Annotated in this window: 14 protein-coding genes; 7 read left to right on the top strand and 7 right to left on the bottom strand. The window is 51.2% G+C overall.

The window, feature by feature from the left end; genetic code table 11:
* Positions 1-134: 134 nt before the first annotated feature.
* Positions 135-638: a molybdopterin-guanine dinucleotide biosynthesis protein MobB gene (mobB, locus tag V5P19_RS19520; RefSeq protein WP_334406620.1), complete on the bottom strand. Its 504-nt coding sequence runs from the start codon at positions 636-638 to the stop codon at positions 135-137.
* The gene (gene mobA / locus V5P19_RS19515) at positions 635-1,219 is read right to left on the bottom strand and encodes a molybdenum cofactor guanylyltransferase MobA (RefSeq protein WP_334406619.1); all 585 of its coding nucleotides are present in this window, start codon (positions 1,217-1,219) and stop codon (positions 635-637) included. Before mobA ends, mobB begins: the two co-directional genes overlap by 4 nt.
* 68 nt (positions 1,220-1,287) lie before the next feature.
* Here mobA and V5P19_RS19510 point away from each other — a divergent pair, with 68 nt between their 5' ends.
* The 3 genes from V5P19_RS19510 (at position 1,288) to dsbA (ending at position 3,270) form a co-directional block, all read left to right on the top strand.
* Entirely contained in the window at positions 1,288-1,557 is a 270-nt protein-coding gene (locus tag V5P19_RS19510; RefSeq protein WP_010436801.1) for a YihD family protein, read from the top strand.
* Between the two features lie 75 nt (positions 1,558-1,632).
* A complete protein-coding gene (locus tag V5P19_RS19505; RefSeq protein ID WP_334406614.1) occupies positions 1,633-2,619 on the top strand; it encodes a serine/threonine protein kinase in 987 nt (328 codons plus the stop codon).
* Positions 2,620-2,646: 27 nt separating this feature from the next.
* On the top strand, positions 2,647-3,270 hold the full coding sequence (gene dsbA, locus V5P19_RS19500; RefSeq protein WP_334406612.1) for a thiol:disulfide interchange protein DsbA: 624 nt from the start codon (positions 2,647-2,649) through the stop codon (positions 3,268-3,270).
* Between the two features lie 22 nt (positions 3,271-3,292).
* Here the strand turns inward: dsbA and V5P19_RS19495 are convergent, their stop codons facing one another.
* The gene (locus V5P19_RS19495; protein ID WP_334406610.1) at positions 3,293-4,201 is read right to left on the bottom strand and encodes an acyltransferase; all 909 of its coding nucleotides are present in this window, start codon (positions 4,199-4,201) and stop codon (positions 3,293-3,295) included.
* A gap of 438 nt (positions 4,202-4,639) precedes the next feature.
* On the opposite strand from V5P19_RS19495, the gene polA reads away from it, so the two are divergent.
* The gene (polA, locus tag V5P19_RS19490; RefSeq protein ID WP_334406608.1) at positions 4,640-7,432 is read left to right on the top strand and encodes a DNA polymerase I; all 2,793 of its coding nucleotides are present in this window, start codon (positions 4,640-4,642) and stop codon (positions 7,430-7,432) included.
* A 313-nt stretch (positions 7,433-7,745) separates the two neighbouring features.
* On the opposite strand, the gene yihA is transcribed toward polA, so the two are convergent.
* Positions 7,746-8,375, bottom strand: coding sequence for a ribosome biogenesis GTP-binding protein YihA/YsxC (yihA, locus tag V5P19_RS19485; RefSeq protein WP_119938071.1), 630 nt, complete (start codon positions 8,373-8,375; stop codon positions 7,746-7,748).
* Positions 8,376-8,953: 578 nt separating this feature from the next.
* Between yihA and yihI the strand changes: the two genes are divergently transcribed.
* Both yihI and hemN read left to right on the top strand, forming a co-directional pair.
* Entirely contained in the window at positions 8,954-9,469 is a 516-nt protein-coding gene (gene yihI / locus V5P19_RS19480; RefSeq protein WP_334406600.1) for a Der GTPase-activating protein YihI, read from the top strand.
* A 188-nt stretch (positions 9,470-9,657) separates the two neighbouring features.
* A complete protein-coding gene (gene hemN / locus V5P19_RS19475) occupies positions 9,658-11,031 on the top strand; it encodes an oxygen-independent coproporphyrinogen III oxidase (RefSeq protein WP_334406598.1) in 1,374 nt (457 codons plus the stop codon).
* 52 nt (positions 11,032-11,083) lie between these two features.
* On the opposite strand, the gene glnG is transcribed toward hemN, so the two are convergent.
* The 3 genes from glnG to glnA all read right to left on the bottom strand — a co-directional run bounded on the left by glnG (position 11,084) and on the right by glnA (position 15,156).
* On the bottom strand, positions 11,084-12,496 hold the full coding sequence (gene glnG / locus V5P19_RS19470) for a nitrogen regulation protein NR(I) (RefSeq protein WP_334406595.1): 1,413 nt from the start codon (positions 12,494-12,496) through the stop codon (positions 11,084-11,086).
* Positions 12,497-12,508: 12 nt separating this feature from the next.
* On the bottom strand, positions 12,509-13,558 hold the full coding sequence (glnL, locus tag V5P19_RS19465; protein WP_334406593.1) for a nitrogen regulation protein NR(II): 1,050 nt from the start codon (positions 13,556-13,558) through the stop codon (positions 12,509-12,511).
* Between the two features lie 188 nt (positions 13,559-13,746).
* Positions 13,747-15,156 carry a glutamate--ammonia ligase gene (gene glnA / locus V5P19_RS19460; RefSeq protein ID WP_010436828.1) on the bottom strand — a complete coding sequence of 470 codons (1,410 nt, stop codon included), beginning with the start codon at positions 15,154-15,156 and terminating at the stop codon, positions 13,747-13,749.
* A gap of 388 nt (positions 15,157-15,544) precedes the next feature.
* Between glnA and typA the strand changes: the two genes are divergently transcribed.
* A complete protein-coding gene (gene typA / locus V5P19_RS19455; RefSeq protein WP_334406589.1) occupies positions 15,545-17,368 on the top strand; it encodes a ribosome-dependent GTPase TypA in 1,824 nt (607 codons plus the stop codon).
* The last annotated feature ends 45 nt before the right edge of the window (positions 17,369-17,413 follow it).

Raw genomic sequence — 17,413 nt, 5'->3', positions numbered from 1 at the left:
GGTCTCCCCATGTGAGAGTAGGGAACTGCCAGGCATCAAACAAGTGAAGAGGCCATCCGCAAGGATGGCCTTTTTGCATTTCTGAACTAACCGAATTTTGTAGACCGGGTAAGGCGAAGCCGCCATCCGGCAAGTCAGACCGCACTCCATGTCACAATAAACTCCGCAATCCCATCCACATCATTTAAATCCAGCAGCGGAACCTCAAGCGGCAATACAGTATCACTGGCTACGGCAATCACATGCTCATCCAGCGTTAACTCGCTAACATCATGCCCGGCATCGCTTCGGAATAGCAGGATCTTAGGTACGGCCTCATGTTTAAAACCCTCAACCAGTACCAAATCCAGCGTGGAATGATCCATCCGACTAACCAGATAAGCGAGATCCAGCGGTGCCTCATCCGGCGTTTCTGTCATTAACGCCCAGCGCTGGCTACTTGCCACCATCGTTTGCGCTGCACCCGCTTTACGCAACGCATAGCTATCTTTGCCCGGTTTATCGACATCCATATTATGGTGGGTGTGCTTGATCAATCCTGGACGAATACCTCTGGCATAAAGCGCGGGAATGAGCTTTTTCAGTAGCGTGGTTTTCCCGGTCCCACTCCAGGCGGAAATGGCGAGAACTGGTATCATTTTTTCTCCTGCATCATCTGCAAATCTTCACTCGTATTCACGTTCACAAACGCTGATTTCAAATCGCTAAAATCAACGGGATGGCCGCCAGAGTCGCGCATAAAAACCATCACCCTGCGCTCTCCCGCAGCCAGATACGTCTGCAGGGCAGGTGCTAGCGATCGGTGCATCAACGCGATAGCAGGATGGTCACGCTCGCCGTCATGTACCCACACCACAGGAGCTGTACCACGAAGCAGAAACAAACGCTCGACAAGACAGGACGGAATAAACGGGGTATCGCAGGGGCAGAATATAAACCACTCTCCGTGAGACTGTTGCATGATCGAAAGCATACCGGCCAGTGGTCCCGGGTAATCTTTAAGGATGTCTGGGTAAACGGCGTATCCGCTGCGCTGGTAAGTGTCGATATGCCTGTTAGCACTGATGACCATTGTCGTCACCTGGCCTGCGAGCGTATCAGCGACACATAGCCATAAGGGCTTGCCGTTCAGGAGCTGAAGCCCCTTATCTTTTCCCCCCATTCGTGTCGCTCTGCCACCTGCCAGAACGACCCCGATGATTTCCTGGCTAAGATTCACGAATATCGCCTCTTTTATTGTGGGATTGACCCTGCTAACGTGTCACTCTAAATGAAAGGAGCACCACCATGAAATGTAAACGTCTGAATGAAGTTATTGAACTCCTCCAGCCCGCCTGGCAAAAAGAGCCAGAGCTAAATCTGATGCAATTTTTACAGAAACTGGCGAAAGAGTCAGGTTTTGACGGTGAACTGACGGACCTTTCTGACGACATCCTGATCTACCACCTCAAAATGCGCGATTCTGCCAAAGATGCTGTAATCCCTGGTATTCAGAAAGATTATGAGGAAGATTTTAAAACCGCTTTGCTGCGCGCTCGTGGCGTAATTAAAGAGTAAAAGCTTGTAAGCGGCGCCACCGAAATCGCCACAAGATGATATCCTGAATCATTCGTATAATTTCCGGATGATCGGATGAACGACCAGGCTTTTACTTTCCAGACATTACACCCGGATACCATTATGGATGCGCTGTTCGAGCAGGGTATTCGAGTGGATTCCGGGTTAACCCCTTTAAACAGCTACGAAAATCGCGTTTATCAATTTCAGGACGAGGATCGCCAGCGCTTCGTTGTAAAGTTCTATCGTCCTCAGCGCTGGTCTGCAGAACAAATTCAGGAAGAGCATCAGTTTGCCCACGATCTGCTGGATGATGACGTCCCTGTTGCTGCGCCATTGAAATTTAATGACCAAACGCTGCTCACGCACGAAGGGTTTTACTACGCCGTATTTCCCAGCCTTGGCGGCCGTCAGTTTGAAGCTGACAATATCGATCAAATGGAATGGGTTGCTCGCTATCTTGGGCGCATCCATCAGACGGGTAACAAAAAACCTTTTATCGCCCGCCCGACTATCGGTATCCAGGAGTATCTTCTGGAGCCTCGCCAGGTATTCGAAACGTCCGCACTTATTCCCAAGGCGCTAAAGGTTAATTTCCTTAAGGCAACGGATAAGCTCATTGCTGCAATAAAAACCTGCTGGCGCGATGATATTTCCACGCTGCGTCTGCACGGTGATTGCCATGCGGGTAATATTCTCTGGCGTGATGGTCCTCTTTTTGTCGATCTTGATGATGCGCGAATGGGGCCTGCCGTTCAGGATTTGTGGATGCTGCTCAACGGCGACAAAGCCGAGCAGCGTATGCAGCTTGAAACGATCATTGAAGCGTATGAAGAATTCACTCCCTTTAATTCAGACGAAATTGCCTTGATAGAACCTTTACGTGCGATGCGTTTTGTTTATTATCTCGCATGGTTAATCAGGCGTTGGGATGACCCCGCATTTCCCCGAAATTTCCCGTGGCTTACCGGGGAGGATTACTGGCGCAACCAGATATCCACATTTACCGAGCAGGTTAAGGTTCTTCAGGAACCCCCTCTGCAATTAACGCCGATGTATTAATTGGACACACCCAGGAGAGAGTTAATCATGAAAAAAATTTGGCTGGCGCTGGCAGGTATGATTCTGGCATTTAGCGCATCTGCTGCACAGTTTACCGACGGTAAGCAGTTCATTACGCTGGATAAACCAGTGGCTGGTGAGCCACAGGTTCTGGAGTTCTTCTCGTTCTATTGCCCACATTGCTATCAGTTCGAGCAGGTGCTGCATGTATCTGACAACGTGAAGAAAAAGCTGCCAGAAGGCACCAAAATGACCAAGTACCACGTTGAGTTCCTGGGCCCATTGGGCAAAGACCTGACTCAGGCATGGGCAGTGGCAATCGCACTGGGCGTTGAAGATAAGATCACTGCGCCAATGTTTGAAGCTGTTCAGAAAACCCAGACAGTTCAGACAACTGCAGATATCCGTAAAGTGTTTGTTGATGCAGGTGTGAAAGGTGAGGAATACGATGCTGCCTGGAACAGCTTTGTGGTGAAATCACTGGTGGCTCAGCAGGAAAAAGCAGCCTCTGACCTGCAGTTGCAAGGGGTGCCGGCGATGTTTGTTAACGGTAAATACCAGTTGAACATGCAGGGCATGGATACCAGCAGCATGGATATTTTCGTACAGCAGTACGCAGACACCGTGAAATACCTGGTTGAGAAAAAGTAACCTAGTGATGTAAAAACGCCGGTCAATGACCGGCGTTTTTGTATGCGGATTTAATATTGTCTATCTGCTCGTCTTTCTCTTTCCAGAGCGTATTGAGCCAAAGCTGAAAACGACGTTTGAAGTTTTTATCGTTAACGTAATCACCGTGTAATTCTGCATTAATTGGTATCAAATCAACATGAACCACAATGCGTGTTAGCTTGCCGCTGAGCATATCGTAGAAGGGCGTGCTATCGTTTTTCGGGTAGCAAAGCGTGACGTTCAGTAGCTTATCAAACTGTTCTCCCAACACGTTAAGTGCCATCGCAATGCCCGCGGCCTTTGGCGGTAGCAGGTTGTGATAGGGTGAGCGTGTCTGTTGACGCTTCTCATCCGTAAAACGGGAACCTTCTACAAAGTTAACGATGGTCGTTGGATGCGCGCGAAACTTCTCACAAGAGCGGCGTGTGGTTTCCACATCCTTACCACGTTGCTCGGGATGACGAATTAAGTAGCTCCGTGAATAGCGTTTCATAAACGGCATATCCAGCGCCCAGCAGGCAAGGCCAATAAAAGGTACCCAGGCCAGCTGCTGTTTCAGAAAGTATTTATTCATTGGGATATGCTTGCGAAACAGCACGCATAACACCACGATATCAGCCCAACTGTGATGATTCCCGATCAGCAGATACCAGTTCTTTTTATTCAGTCTTTCCAGGCCCTGAACATCCCACTTAAGGTATGGATTCAGGTAAAGCAGGATCGCTAACCCTTCGCACCAGCAATACATCATAAAATTACAAAATGCAGATACCGCTCGCCACACTGGCGGAACAGGCAAAAGCAGTTTAATTATTCCAGCGATAATGATCGGCACTGAACAGGCGATAGTTACCAGAATGGTTAAAATGATGCTTAGCAGTAAGGTTAATGTAGCGAGCAATCTCGACATGATGTGCTTTTTCAGGTGGTTAGCGGTAAGTGAGCAACCGGCTAACCGGCGCTGGGCGCTGATTCTAACAGAAAACAGGTAAACAATGGGGCTTTCACGTGGGGAACGGCGGCTTTTACCCTATGGCAGAAGATTTCGCTATGCTTCCGAGATAATCTGGGCTTATATCCACATAGACTAAATTGTCATCAGTTAGCAATATGGATCTAAATGACGATCTTAATGTCATGATAATAAAAGGTTAAATATTATTCCATATGGAAAATTAGTCTCTGTTATTCATATGCATTGAAAGTATGCACAAACTTATCCACAGATTGAATTTTGCGAGCGATCCTCCCGATCACAAAATCTTTTCCTGTATCAGGCGCTAATAACTGATGTTTTCATTCGTCTGTGGCATCCTTTACCCATAAATTGATTAAAGGCACGGACATTATGGTTCAGATTCCAGAAAACCCTCTTATTCTCGTCGACGGCTCCTCTTACCTGTATCGGGCGTATCATGCGTTTCCTCCTCTGACCAACAGTGCTGGGGAACCTACTGGCGCAATGTACGGCGTGCTTAACATGCTGCGTAGCCTGATCCTTCAGTATCAGCCAACGCATGCGGCAGTCGTGTTTGATGCGAAAGGCAAAACCTTCCGTGACGAGCTATTTGAGCATTACAAATCTCACCGTCCGCCAATGCCTGACGATCTGCGTGCGCAGATTGAGCCACTTCACACCATGGTAAAAGCGATGGGTCTGCCACTGCTCGCTGTTTCAGGGGTTGAGGCCGATGACGTCATCGGTACCCTGGCTCGTGAAGCAGAAAAAATGGGTCGTCCAGTACTGATCAGCACCGGTGATAAAGATATGGCGCAGTTGGTCACGCCTGGGATCACGCTGATTAATACCATGACCAACACCATTCTGGGGCCAGAAGAGGTGGTTGCAAAATATGGCGTGCCGCCAGAGCTGATTATTGATTTCCTTGCGTTAATGGGCGACTCCTCGGATAACATCCCTGGTGTGCCGGGCGTGGGTGAAAAAACCGCGCAGGCGCTGCTGCAGGGTCTTGGTGGTCTGGATACGCTGTATGCGGAATCTGACAAAATCGCCGGGCTTACCTTCCGCGGTGCAAAAAACATGGCCGGTAAGCTTGTCGAGAACAAAGAGGTGGCTTATCTCTCCTATAAGCTGGCAACCATCAAAACTGATGTAGAACTGGAGCTGGGCTGCGAACAACTTGAAGTTCAACAACCTTCTGCAGAAGATCTTCTTGCCCTGTTTAAGCAATACGAATTCAAACGCTGGATCACTGACGTAGAAAACGGTAAATGGCTGCAGGCAAAAGGGGCGAAACCGTCTTCTAAGCCAAAAGAGACCCTCGTTGTTGATGCTGCAGATCAGGCTGAAGAAGAAGCCGTAACGCTCTCCTTCGACAAGTACGAAACCATTCTCGAAGAGTCGCAGCTGGTTGCCTGGATCGAGAAGCTGAAAAAGGCACCTGTATTTGCCTTCGATACGGAAACGGACAGCCTTGATAACATCCTGGCCAATATGGTGGGTCTGTCTTTTGCCATTGAGCCAGGTATCGCGGCCTACGTTCCTGTGGCGCACGATTATTTGGATGCGCCGGAGCAGATCTCACGTGACCGCGTGCTAGAACTGCTGAAGCCGATTCTGGAAGATGACAAGGTACTAAAGGTAGGGCAAAACCTGAAATACGACCGCGGTATTCTGCAAAACTACGGTATTGAGCTGCGGGGTATCGCCTTCGATACCATGCTGGAATCCTACATTCTGGACAGCGTGGCGGGACGTCATGATATGGATTCCTTGTCGGACCGCTGGCTGAAGCACAAAACCATCACCTTTGAAGAGATTGCTGGAAAAGGCAAGAATCAGCTGACCTTTAACCAAATCGCCCTTGAAGAAGCGGGTCGCTATGCGGCAGAAGATGCAGATGTAACGTTGCAGCTGCACTTGAAGATGTGGCCAAAACTGCAAAAGCAAGAAGGCCCTCTAAACGTCTTCCAGAATATTGAGATGCCGCTGGTGCCTGTACTTTCACGCATTGAGCGTAACGGCGTAAAAATTGATCCCACCGTGTTGCATAATCACTCGGGTGAGCTCGCACAGCGTTTAACTGAACTTGAGCAAAAGGCTCATGAGCTTGCTGGTGAGGCGTTTAACCTCTCGTCACCAAAACAGCTGCAAACCATTTTGTTTGAAAAGCAGGGTATCAAGCCGCTGAAGAAAACCCCTGGTGGCGCACCATCAACCTCTGAAGAGGTGCTGGAAGAGCTGGCTCTGGATTATCCGCTGCCAAAAGTCATCCTCCAGTATCGGGGCCTGGCGAAGCTGAAATCGACTTACACCGATAAGCTTCCGCTGATGATTAACCCAAAAACAGGGCGCGTGCATACCTCCTATCATCAGGCCGTTGCAGCAACCGGGCGTCTCTCTTCGACCGATCCAAACCTGCAGAACATTCCGGTCCGCAATGAAGAAGGTCGTCGCATCCGCCAGGCTTTCATTGCACCAGACGATTACCTGATTGTCTCTGCGGACTACTCACAAATCGAGTTGCGTATTATGGCGCACCTGTCACGTGATAAAGGTCTCCTGACGGCTTTTGCAGAAGGGAAGGATATTCACCGGGCGACGGCTGCAGAAGTGTTTGGCCTGCCGCTGGACAGCGTGACAAATGAACAGCGCCGCAGCGCGAAAGCGATCAACTTTGGTTTGATTTACGGTATGAGTGCCTTTGGTCTGTCACGCCAGCTCAACATTCCACGTAAAGAGTCTCAGAAGTATATGGATCTTTACTTCGAGCGTTACCCGGGCGTACTGGAGTATATGGAACGTACCCGTGCACAGGCGAAGGAGAAAGGTTACGTCGAAACGCTGGATGGTCGACGTCTCTATTTACCCGATATTAAATCCAGTAACGCTGCGCGCCGCGCTGGCGCAGAACGCGCTGCAATCAACGCCCCTATGCAGGGTACCGCTGCTGATATCATTAAGCGCGCAATGATCGCTGTCGATGGCTGGTTGGAAACCGAGAAACCTCGCGTGAAAATGATCATGCAGGTTCACGATGAACTGGTGTTCGAAGTGCATAAAGATGACCTGAAAAACGTGTCACAGAAGATCCACGAACTTATGGAAAGCAGCATGAAACTGGATGTGCCGTTGCTGGTGGAAGTGGGGAGTGGTGAAAACTGGGATCAGGCTCACTAAGGGTTCAACGAATAACGCGCGTTTTATGTAAGTTAGCAACATAACGACGTGCGTTTTGTGACGATCATTAGAATTCCCTATGTAAAGAATGAAAAAAAACTACAAAAAGTGCTTTGTCTACACAAAAAAAAGGGGTAGAGTTAGCGGCGTAGGGTACAGAGGTAAGATGTTCTATCTTTCAGACCTTTTACTTCACGTAATCGGATTTGGCTGAATATTTTAGCCGCCCCAGTCAGTAATGACTGGGGCGTTTTTTATTGCGGCAAAGAAAAGATTGGGCAAAAAAAAAGCGCGGACATTGCCGCGCTCGGTATTACTCTTCTTCCGCTTCCGTCGCGGGTTCCAGCTCGTTAAACCAGGTATCGAGCTTCTGACGCAGTTTGTCCACACCTTGCTTTTTCAGCGAGGAGAATGGCTCAACCTGCACATCACCGTTGAATGCCAGAACCGCTTCGCGAACCATATTCACCTGCGCTTTGCGCGCACCGCTTGCCAGCTTATCCGCTTTTGTCAGCAGCACCAGCACGGCAATATCGCTCGCCACAGCCCAGTCGATCATCTGCTGATCAAGATCTTTCAGCGGGTGGCGAATATCCATCAGCACCACCAGGCCCTTCAGACACAGGCGTTTTTCCAGGTATTCACCCAGTGCGCGCTGCCATTTGATCTTCATCTCTTCTGGTACTTGCGCAAAACCGTATCCTGGCAAGTCGACCAGGCGTTTGCCTTCTGCCACTTCAAACAGGTTAATCAGCTGAGTACGGCCAGGTGTTTTTGAGGTACGCGCCAGGCTCTTCTGATTAGTCAGCGCATTCAGAGCGCTGGATTTTCCCGCATTGGAGCGGCCGGCAAAGGCAACTTCAATGCCGGTATCAGAAGGTAGGTGGCGGATATCGGGCGCACTGGTGACAAAATGCGTCTGTTGGTAGTTCCAAGTAGTCACGTGGTCGTCTCCAAAAATCGTAATCTGTGGGGATTATACCTGAATGCGGGCAAAAGACTTTTTTCATTGCAGTTAACCTGTAGGCGAAAACCCTGCAAGCTGTAGGAGATCTGCCCTTAGCACTATAGGAGATTTAAGAGAAATCGCAGGCGTAAAAAAATGCAAATTTTTAAAAATCAAATGGTTATATTTGAGTAATAATCTGAAAATCCGTTTTTGTACTCTTTCGTTGCTTGTTAGTTTAGTGGAACAAGGTAAAGTGTTCGGCAAGGCGAGGATGCCAACAGGATATTGACTTAAGGATAAGGGTCAGGAGCGCCAGGAGGCGAAGACTCAGGATTGTCAGGATGACCAGCGCCTGGAGGCGTTTTAACAGGAAATGGAACCGTATCACGGACGGTATTAGCCAAGGGATAAACAGGGTTTGTTGTTGGCAAACACGGAATGTGTGACCCGCTAAGGGTTGTGAGTCAGGAAAAAAGGCGACAGATTGCTCTGTCGCCTTTTTTCTTTGCTTGCTTTCTGCTAGATTTCGCCGCAATTCTATACTGAAGAAAACGGCTTAAAGATAAAACCTCATGAAAAAACCGACCTCCGCAGTGGGCGCTAAACGCCCTGCAAAAGCACGCCGCAAAACGCGCGAAGAATTGAACCAGGAAGCGCGCGATCGCAAACGCGATAAAAAGCACCGTGGTCACGCTGCGGGTAGCCGTGCAAGCGGTAGCGATGCTGCAAGCTCTTCTGCAAAGGGCAAGGCGCAGAAAGATCCCCGTATCGGCAGTAAAACTCCCATTCCACTGGGCGTGACAGACACCCCAGTCATTAAGCAGCACAAACCTAAGAGCGAGAAACCTATGCTTTCACCGCAGGCTGAGCTGGATTTGCTGGAGAACGATGAGCGCCTGGATGCGCTGCTGGAACGTCTTGAAGAGGGTGAAGCCCTGACCGCGGAAGAGCAGTCATGGGTAGATGCCAAACTGGATCGCATCGATGAACTGATGCAGAAGCTGGGTCTGTCGTACGACGATGACGAAGATGAAGAAGAAGACGAAAAGCAGGAAGATATGATGCGTCTTCTGAAGGGTGGAAATTAACATTTGCACCCGGCTGGGACACTCGTCCTGCTTATAACCCTTCCGGTTATATGTTATCTGGTGTGGTTATTCGTTAAACTACGGCGGTTGTCGCGGCGACGGAAGTGGCTGCGCACCCGAATGATGGCCCGGAATGGGGCCAGACCGGGCCGCCGTAAACGAACGCGACACCAACGGAAGGAGTGAGCATGTCTGTACCATCTATCGACTGGGATTTGGCCCTAATCCAGAAATATAACTATTCCGGGCCGCGTTATACCTCTTATCCCACCGCGCTGGAGTTTTCTGATGCATTCGGTGACGTGGATTTCCAGCAGGCTGTCGGCCGTTATCCGGAGCGACCGCTTTCGCTCTATGTCCATATTCCGTTCTGCCACAAGCTCTGCTACTTCTGCGGCTGCAATAAAATTGTTACCCGCCAGCAGCATAAAGCCGATCACTATCTCGATGCGCTTGAGCAGGAAATTCTGCATCGCGCGCCGCTGTTTGCCGGGCGTCATGTCAGCCAGCTTCACTGGGGCGGCGGTACGCCAACCTATCTGAATAAAGTCCAGATCAGCCGCTTAATGACGCTGCTGCGGGGTAACTTTAATTTTAATGACAACGCCGAAATCTCGATCGAAGTCGATCCCCGCGAAATAGAGCTGGATGTACTGGATCACTTACGCTCAGAAGGTTTTAACCGCCTGAGCATGGGAGTGCAGGACTTCAACAAAGAGGTGCAGCGTCTGGTGAACCGCGAGCAGGACGAAGCGTTTATCTTTGCCTTACTCAACCATGCGCGTGAAATTGGCTTCACCTCGACCAACATCGACTTGATTTACGGCCTGCCAAAGCAGACGCCGGAGAGTTTCGCCTTCACGCTGAACCGCGTGGCTGAGCTTAACCCGGATCGCCTGAGCGTCTTTAACTATGCGCATCTGCCAACGCTGTTTGCTGCGCAACGCAAAATCAAAGATGCCGATCTGCCTTCTGCCCAACAGAAGCTGGATATCCTGCAGGAAACCATCACGTCGCTCACTGACGCAGGCTATCAGTTTATCGGTATGGATCACTTTGCTCGGCCGGATGACGAACTGGCGATTGCCCAACGTGAAGGGGTGCTGCACCGCAACTTCCAGGGCTACACCACCCAGGGTGATACCGATTTGCTTGGGATGGGCGTCTCCGCCATCAGCATGCTTGGCGATTGTTATGCGCAAAACCAGAAAGAGTTAAAGCAGTACTATCAGCAGGTGGATGAAACGGGTAATGCCCTGTGGCGCGGCATTGCGCTGACCCGCGACGATTGCATTCGTCGTGACGTCATCAAGGCGCTTATCTGCAACTTCCGTCTCGACTTCAGCGCTGTAGAGGCGCAATGGGATCTGCAATTTAGCGAGTACTTTGCCGAAGACCTGAAGCTGATTGCGCCGCTGGCGAAAGATGGGCTGGTGGATGTTTCTGAGAGTGCAATTGAGGTCACGCCAAAAGGGCGTCTGTTGATTCGTAATATCTGCATGTGCTTTGACGCTTATCTACGCCAGAAAGCGCGTCTGCAGCAGTTCTCGCGCGTTATTTAGCTGTATTGCCCGGCGGTGGTCACGCCACCGGGCCTACAACGCAGCACGACATTCACTCCATGCCCAACTCTTTCAGCTTACGCGTCAACGTATTACGTCCCCATCCCAGCAGGCGAGCGGCTTCCTGCTTATGACCCTGAGTATGACGAAGCGCAGTCGTTAACAGCGTGCGCTCCATCTCAGGCTGAGCTTCAGAGAGCAAGTTTTGATGACCGGAACGCAGTGCCCGATCGGCCCATTGCGCCAGCAGTGTCGCCCAGCTGTCCGGCAGCGTGTGCCCGGAGCTGCTTTCTGGGGCCGTTGCTTCAAACAGCTCTGCCGGTAAATCCTGAATCAGCACTTCTTGCCCTGCGGCCATCACGGTCAGCCAGCGACAGGTGTTTTCCAACTGACGCACGTTACCTGGCCATGCCAGGCGGGTGAGGGCGGCATCGGTCTCCGGGTGCAGCAGTTTGGCTTCGACACCCAGTTCGCGGGCAGCCACCTGTAGAAAGTGACGAGCCAGACGTGGAATATCTTCGCGACGTTCACGCAGCGGCGGAAGATGGACGCGGATCACGTTCAAGCGGTGGAATAAATCCTCGCGGAATTTCCCCTCCTGCACGCGTAGCTCCAGATTCTGGTGCGTCGCGGCGATGATCCGCACATCCACTTTCACCGGGGCATAACCGCCTACGCGATAAAACTGTCCGTCAGCTAATACGCGCAGCAGGCGAGTCTGGACATCCAGCGGCATATCGCCGATTTCATCCAGGAAAAGTGTTCCGCCGTCGGCCTGTTCAAATCGTCCCTGCCGAATGGTATTTGCACCGGTAAAAGCCCCTTTTTCATGGCCGAACAGCTCGGATTCAATCAAATCTTTTGGGATTGCCGCCATGTTCAGGGCGATAAAGGGGGCTTTGGCTCGTGGGCTATGGCGATGCAGCGCATGGGCAACCAGCTCTTTACCGGTTCCTGATTCACCGTTAATCAATACGCTAATGGACGAACGCGACAGACGGCCAATAATGCGAAACACATCCTGCATGGCCGGCGCTTCGCCGATGATGTCCGTCGTTGGCCCAAAGTCAGGAGCATTACGCGGCTGCTGTTGTTCCTGGTAGTGGCTAATAGCACGTTCTACCAGCGCGACCGCTTCGTCGATATCAAAGGGTTTTGGCAGGTAATCGAACGCCCCTTGCTGGTAAGCGCTCACGGCGGCGTCCAGATCGGAATGCGCCGTCATTATGATGACCGGAAGCATAGGATGGCGCTGTTTGATTTGTTTTAAAAGCGCCAGCCCGTCCATACCCGGCATGCGAATATCCGAGAGCAGAACATCCGGCGTTTTGGTGGTGAGTGCATCGAGCACTTCGCTGCCGCTCTCAAACGTCGTGCAGCTTAATCCTGCCCCAGTGAGCGCGCGTTCAAGCACCCAACGGATGGAGCTATCGTCATCGACTACCCAGACTATCCCTCGTTGCATAAACGTCACCTTTTATTTTTTAATCGGCAGGAAAACCGAAAACTCGGTATGGCCCGGCCAACTGGTAAATTCAATTTTGCCAGAGTGTTGATCGATCAAACTGCGGGCGATGGATAATCCCAGGCCGGTGCCGCCTTCGCGTCCGCTCACCATCGGGTAGAACAGGGTGTCCTGTAAATTGGACGGGATCCCTGGCCCGTTATCCTCTACGTCGATGCGTGCCGCCAGACGGTAGCGTACGCCGTGGAGCGTGAGCTGGAACGCGGTGCGGGTGCGCAGAACGATTTCCCCGCCTTCTGGCCCCAGCGCCTGCAGCGCATTACGTACAATATTCAGCAGAACCTGTTCAATTTGGTCCGGGTCATGAGCCAGTTCCGGCAGGCTAGGGTCATAATCACGCACCAGCGTGACGTTATCCGGCAGCTCCATCGAAACGAGTTTCACCACCCGTTCAGCAACCTTATGAATGCTTTCTGAAACATGCATGCCGGGCTGTTGTGGCCCGAGCAAACGGTCAACCAGATTACGAAGGCGGTCTGCCTGCTCAATAATGACGTTGGTATATTCCGCCAGGGCAGGATCGGGCAGCGCTTTCGTTAATAGCTGTGCCGCCCCGCGTAACCCGCCCAATGGGTTTTTGATTTCATGGGCCAGACCTCGCACCAGGTCTCGCGCTGCAATTTGCTGTGCATGCTGGAGCTGCTCCTGGCTAAGTCGACGCTGATTGTCCATCGGTGCCATTTCGAGCAGGATAAGCCCCTCAGGCAGACGCTGTGCGGTGAGCGACAGAATATGCGAGCGACCGTCGATGACCAGCGTCACTTCGTTATCGGTGAACCCCTGACCGGCCTGCAAACTCTCCTGCATCAGACCAATGTTCAGCGAAAAATAGCTCAGTAATTCTGGAAGTGGGGTACCAAACAGTTTGCGTGCGCTCTGGGCGAGCAGCTGTTGCGCCGCCGGGTTGGCGTAGTGTACGGCCAGCTCGTCGTCGACCAGCAAGATGCTGTTAATTAAAGAATTGAGGATCTGCCCAGCATCGGGCAGCGTGCCAGTTGCCATTCAGCAGTCTCCTGGAGTTGTTTGCACTAATTTAGTGCAGTATAGCTTTTTTGCGGTAAAAAGCCCGTGAGATCAGGTTGTTGGTGGTCAAAAAAGCCCATCCGAAGATGGGCTGAAAGTTTCCACGGCAACAACTAAAAAACTGCTTACGGGTCGCGCGTAAAAGGTCGCGCGAAACCCGTTAAAACTTAAACGCTGTAGTACAGTTCGAATTCAACCGGGTGTGGCGTCATACGCACGCGGTCGTTCTCTTCAATACGCAGCGCGATGTAAGCATCGATAGCTTCATCGGTGAACACGCCGCCTGCGGTCAGGAACTCGCGGTCAGCGTCCAGCGCGTTCAGTGCTTCTTCCAGAGAGCCTGCAACCTGTGGGATCTCTTTCGCTTCTTCTGGCGGCAGATCGTACAGGTTTTTGTCCATGGCTTCGCCTGGGTGGATCTTGTTCTTGATACCGTCCAGACCTGCCATCAGCAGTGCTGCGAAGCACAGGTATGGGTTAGCTGCTGGGTCAGGGAAGCGCACTTCGATACGACGTGCTTTTGGAGACGCAACTACCGGGATACGGATAGAAGCAGAACGGTTACGGGCAGAGTACGCCAGCATTACTGGTGCTTCGTAGCCTGGGACCAGACGCTTGTAGGAGTTGGTGGTTGGGTTCGCCAGGGCGTTGATCGCTTTAGCGTGTTTGATAACACCACCGATGTAGTGCAGCGCCTGCTCAGACAGACCCGCATATTTGTCGCCAGAGAACAGGTTGGTACCGTTCTTGGACAGAGACATGTGGCAGTGCATACCGGAACCGTTGTCACCAAACATTGGTTTTGGCATGAAGGTCGCGGTTTTACCGAAACGGTGCGCAACGTTGTGAACAACGTATTTGTAGATCTGAATCTCATCCGCTTTTTTGGTCATGGTGTTAAAGCGGGTAGCGATTTCGTTCTGGCCAGCGGTTGCAACTTCGTGGTGATGCGCTTCAACAACCAGACCCATCTCTTCCATGATCAGACACATGGTAGAACGGATGTCCTGTGAAGAATCGACCGGAGGAACCGGGAAGTAACCGCCTTTCACGCCTGGACGGTGACCTTTGTTACCACCTTCGTATTTGGTGGAAGAGTTCCATGCGCCTTCGATGTCATCGATAGCAACGTGAGAACCTGAAATTGACGCGCCGAAACGAATGTCGTCGAACAGGAAGAACTCTGGTTCTGGCCCGAACAGAACGGTGTCTGCAATGCCGGTAGAACGCAGATACTCTTCAGCGCGTTTAGCAATGGAGCGTGGGTCGCGGTCGTAACCCTGCAGCGTGCCTGGCTCGAGGATATCGCAACGGATGATCAAAGTAGGCTCTTCGAAGAACGGGTCAATGAGCGCAGTGGTCGCGTCCGGCATCAGAACCATGTCGGATTCGTTAATGCCTTTCCAGCCACCAATGGAGGAGCCGTCAAACATTTTGCCTTCTTCAAAGAATTCGGCGTTTACCTGATGAGCAGGAATTGTGACGTGCTGTTCTTTACCTTTGGTATCAGTGAAGCGCAGATCAACAAACTTCACTTCATGTTCGTTCAGCATCGTCAAAACGTGTTCAGCGGACATACTTAACTCTCCAGATTGGTCATTGTCGTCGTGGTAACGAGGTCTTCAAATTCTGCTTTGGCCTGGCTGCGTGCCATTTTTTTGCCGTATTTTTATAAAGCGAAATCTGTGCCAACTTTTAAAACACCCCAAAAAGGCGTTATCATGCGCACCATAGTGCAAAAGGGCTGCACCACGATGGTCATGTTGCACCAGTATAGTGCTTCAATGTGAACATTGAGCACCATATTGGTGCAATTTACGTTAAAGTGCCCTTTTACCGCTCCGTGAAAGCGATCACAAAGCATCCCTGCAATACTTGTTTGCGGGAGATCTTTGTGATCCTGTTTTGTAGTGCGATTAATCCGTGTACAATAACGCGCTATTTCTAAATGCCTGAGGCAAAGTTGTGATCGAAAATTTGCGTAACATCGCCATCATCGCGCACGTCGACCATGGTAAAACTACCCTGGTTGATAAGCTGCTGCAGCAATCCGGTACGTTCGACTCTCGTGCCGAAACTCAAGAACGCGTGATGGACTCCAACGATTTGGAGAAAGAACGTGGGATTACCATCCTCGCGAAAAATACCGCGATTAAATGGAATGACTACCGTATCAACATCGTTGATACCCCGGGGCACGCCGACTTCGGTGGTGAAGTTGAACGTGTAATGTCCATGGTAGACTCCGTTCTGCTGGTCGTTGACGCAATGGATGGCCCAATGCCGCAGACGCGCTTCGTGACCAAAAAGGCGTTCGCCCATGGTCTGAAGCCAATCGTTGTTATTAACAAAGTTGACCGTCCTGGCGCGCGTCCGGACTGGGTTGTTGACCAGGTATTCGACCTGTTCGTTAACCTCGACGCGACCGACGAGCAGCTGGACTTCCCTATCGTTTACGCTTCTGCGTTGAACGGTATTGCAGGTCTGGACCACGAAGACATGGCTGACGATATGACCCCGCTGTACCAGGCGATTGTTGACCGTGTTCCTGCACCAAACGTTGATCTCGACGGCACCCTGCAGATGCAGATCTCTCAGCTCGATTACAACAACTATGTTGGTGTAATCGGCATTGGTCGTATCAAGCGCGGTAAAGTTAAGCCTAACCAGCAGGTCACTATCATCGATAGCGAAGGCAAAACCCGTAACGGTAAAGTGGGTAAAGTACTGACTCACCTGGGCCTTGAGCGTATCGAAAGCGACATTGCTGAAGCTGGCGACATCATTGCAATCACCGGTCTGGGTGAGCTGAACATCTCCGATACCATCTGCGATCCGCAGGCGGTTGAAGCGCTGCCAGCCCTGTCCGTTGATGAACCAACTGTAACCATGTTCTTCAACGTCAACACCTCTCCGTTCTGTGGTAAAGAAGGTAAATACGTTACCTCTCGTCAGATCCTTGATCGCCTGAACAAAGAGCTGGTGCATAACGTTGCACTGCGCGTTGAAGAAACGCCAGACGCTGATGCATTCCGCGTTTCCGGTCGTGGTGAGCTGCACCTGTCAGTTCTGATCGAAAACATGCGTCGTGAAGGTTTCGAGATGGCGGTTTCCCGTCCTAAAGTTATCTTCCGCGAAATCGACGGCCGTAAGCAAGAGCCGTTCGAAAACGTCACGCTGGACGTTGAGGAGCAGCATCAGGGGTCTGTCATGCAGGCTCTGGGTGAGCGTAAAGGCGACCTGAAAAACATGAATCCAGATGGCAAAGGCCGCGTACGTCTCGACTACGTGATCCCAAGCCGTGGCCTGATCGGCTTCCGTTCTGAGTTCATGACCATGACCTCCGGTACGGGTCTGCTGTACTCCACCTTCAGCCACTACGACGACGTTCGTCCGGGCGAAGTGGGCCAGCGTAACAACGGCGTTCTGATCTCCAACGGTCAGGGCAAAGCGGTTGCGTTTGCACTGTTCAGCCTGCAGGACCGCGGTAAGCTGTTCCTGGGTCACGGTGCAGAAGTTTACGAAGGCCAGATCATCGGTATTCACAGCCGTTCTAACGACCTGACTGTAAACTGTCTGACCGGTAAGAAACTGACCAACATGCGTGCGTCTGGTACTGACGAAGCAACGGTTCTGGTTCCACCGATCAAGATGACTCTGGAGCAAGCTCTGGAATTCATCGATGATGACGAACTGGTAGAAGTGACTCCACAGTCTATTCGTATCCGTAAACGTCACCTGACCGAGAACGATCGTAAACGCGCTATGCGTGGTCCAAAAGAAGACTAATTTAGTCTCTTTTAGATAAACAAAAAGCCGCTGATTTTTAGCGGC

This window comes from Enterobacter sp. UNJFSC 003, from assembly GCF_036903355.1.
Taxonomy (GTDB): Bacteria; Pseudomonadota; Gammaproteobacteria; order Enterobacterales; family Enterobacteriaceae; genus Enterobacter.
The sequence above is the reverse complement of the archived record's forward strand: the minus strand, read 5'-3'. Positions and strand labels throughout refer to the sequence as shown.

Excerpts from the sequence above, each read along its gene's own strand:
- mobB (WP_334406620.1), bottom strand. The coding sequence starts at position 638 with ATGATACCAGTTCTCGCCATTTCCGCCTGGAGTGGGACCGGGAAAACC.
- V5P19_RS19510 (WP_010436801.1), top strand. The coding sequence starts at position 1,288 with ATGAAATGTAAACGTCTGAATGAAGTTATTGAACTCCTCCAGCCCGCC.
- V5P19_RS19505 (WP_334406614.1), top strand. The coding sequence starts at position 1,633 with ATGAACGACCAGGCTTTTACTTTCCAGACATTACACCCGGATACCATT.
- dsbA (WP_334406612.1), top strand. The coding sequence starts at position 2,647 with ATGAAAAAAATTTGGCTGGCGCTGGCAGGTATGATTCTGGCATTTAGC.
- V5P19_RS19495 (WP_334406610.1), bottom strand. The coding sequence starts at position 4,201 with ATGTCGAGATTGCTCGCTACATTAACCTTACTGCTAAGCATCATTTTA.
- polA (WP_334406608.1), top strand. The coding sequence starts at position 4,640 with ATGGTTCAGATTCCAGAAAACCCTCTTATTCTCGTCGACGGCTCCTCT.
- yihI (WP_334406600.1), top strand. The coding sequence starts at position 8,954 with ATGAAAAAACCGACCTCCGCAGTGGGCGCTAAACGCCCTGCAAAAGCA.
- hemN (WP_334406598.1), top strand. The coding sequence starts at position 9,658 with ATGTCTGTACCATCTATCGACTGGGATTTGGCCCTAATCCAGAAATAT.
- glnG (WP_334406595.1), bottom strand. The coding sequence starts at position 12,496 with ATGCAACGAGGGATAGTCTGGGTAGTCGATGACGATAGCTCCATCCGT.
- glnL (WP_334406593.1), bottom strand. The coding sequence starts at position 13,558 with ATGGCAACTGGCACGCTGCCCGATGCTGGGCAGATCCTCAATTCTTTA.
- glnA (WP_010436828.1), bottom strand. The coding sequence starts at position 15,156 with ATGTCCGCTGAACACGTTTTGACGATGCTGAACGAACATGAAGTGAAG.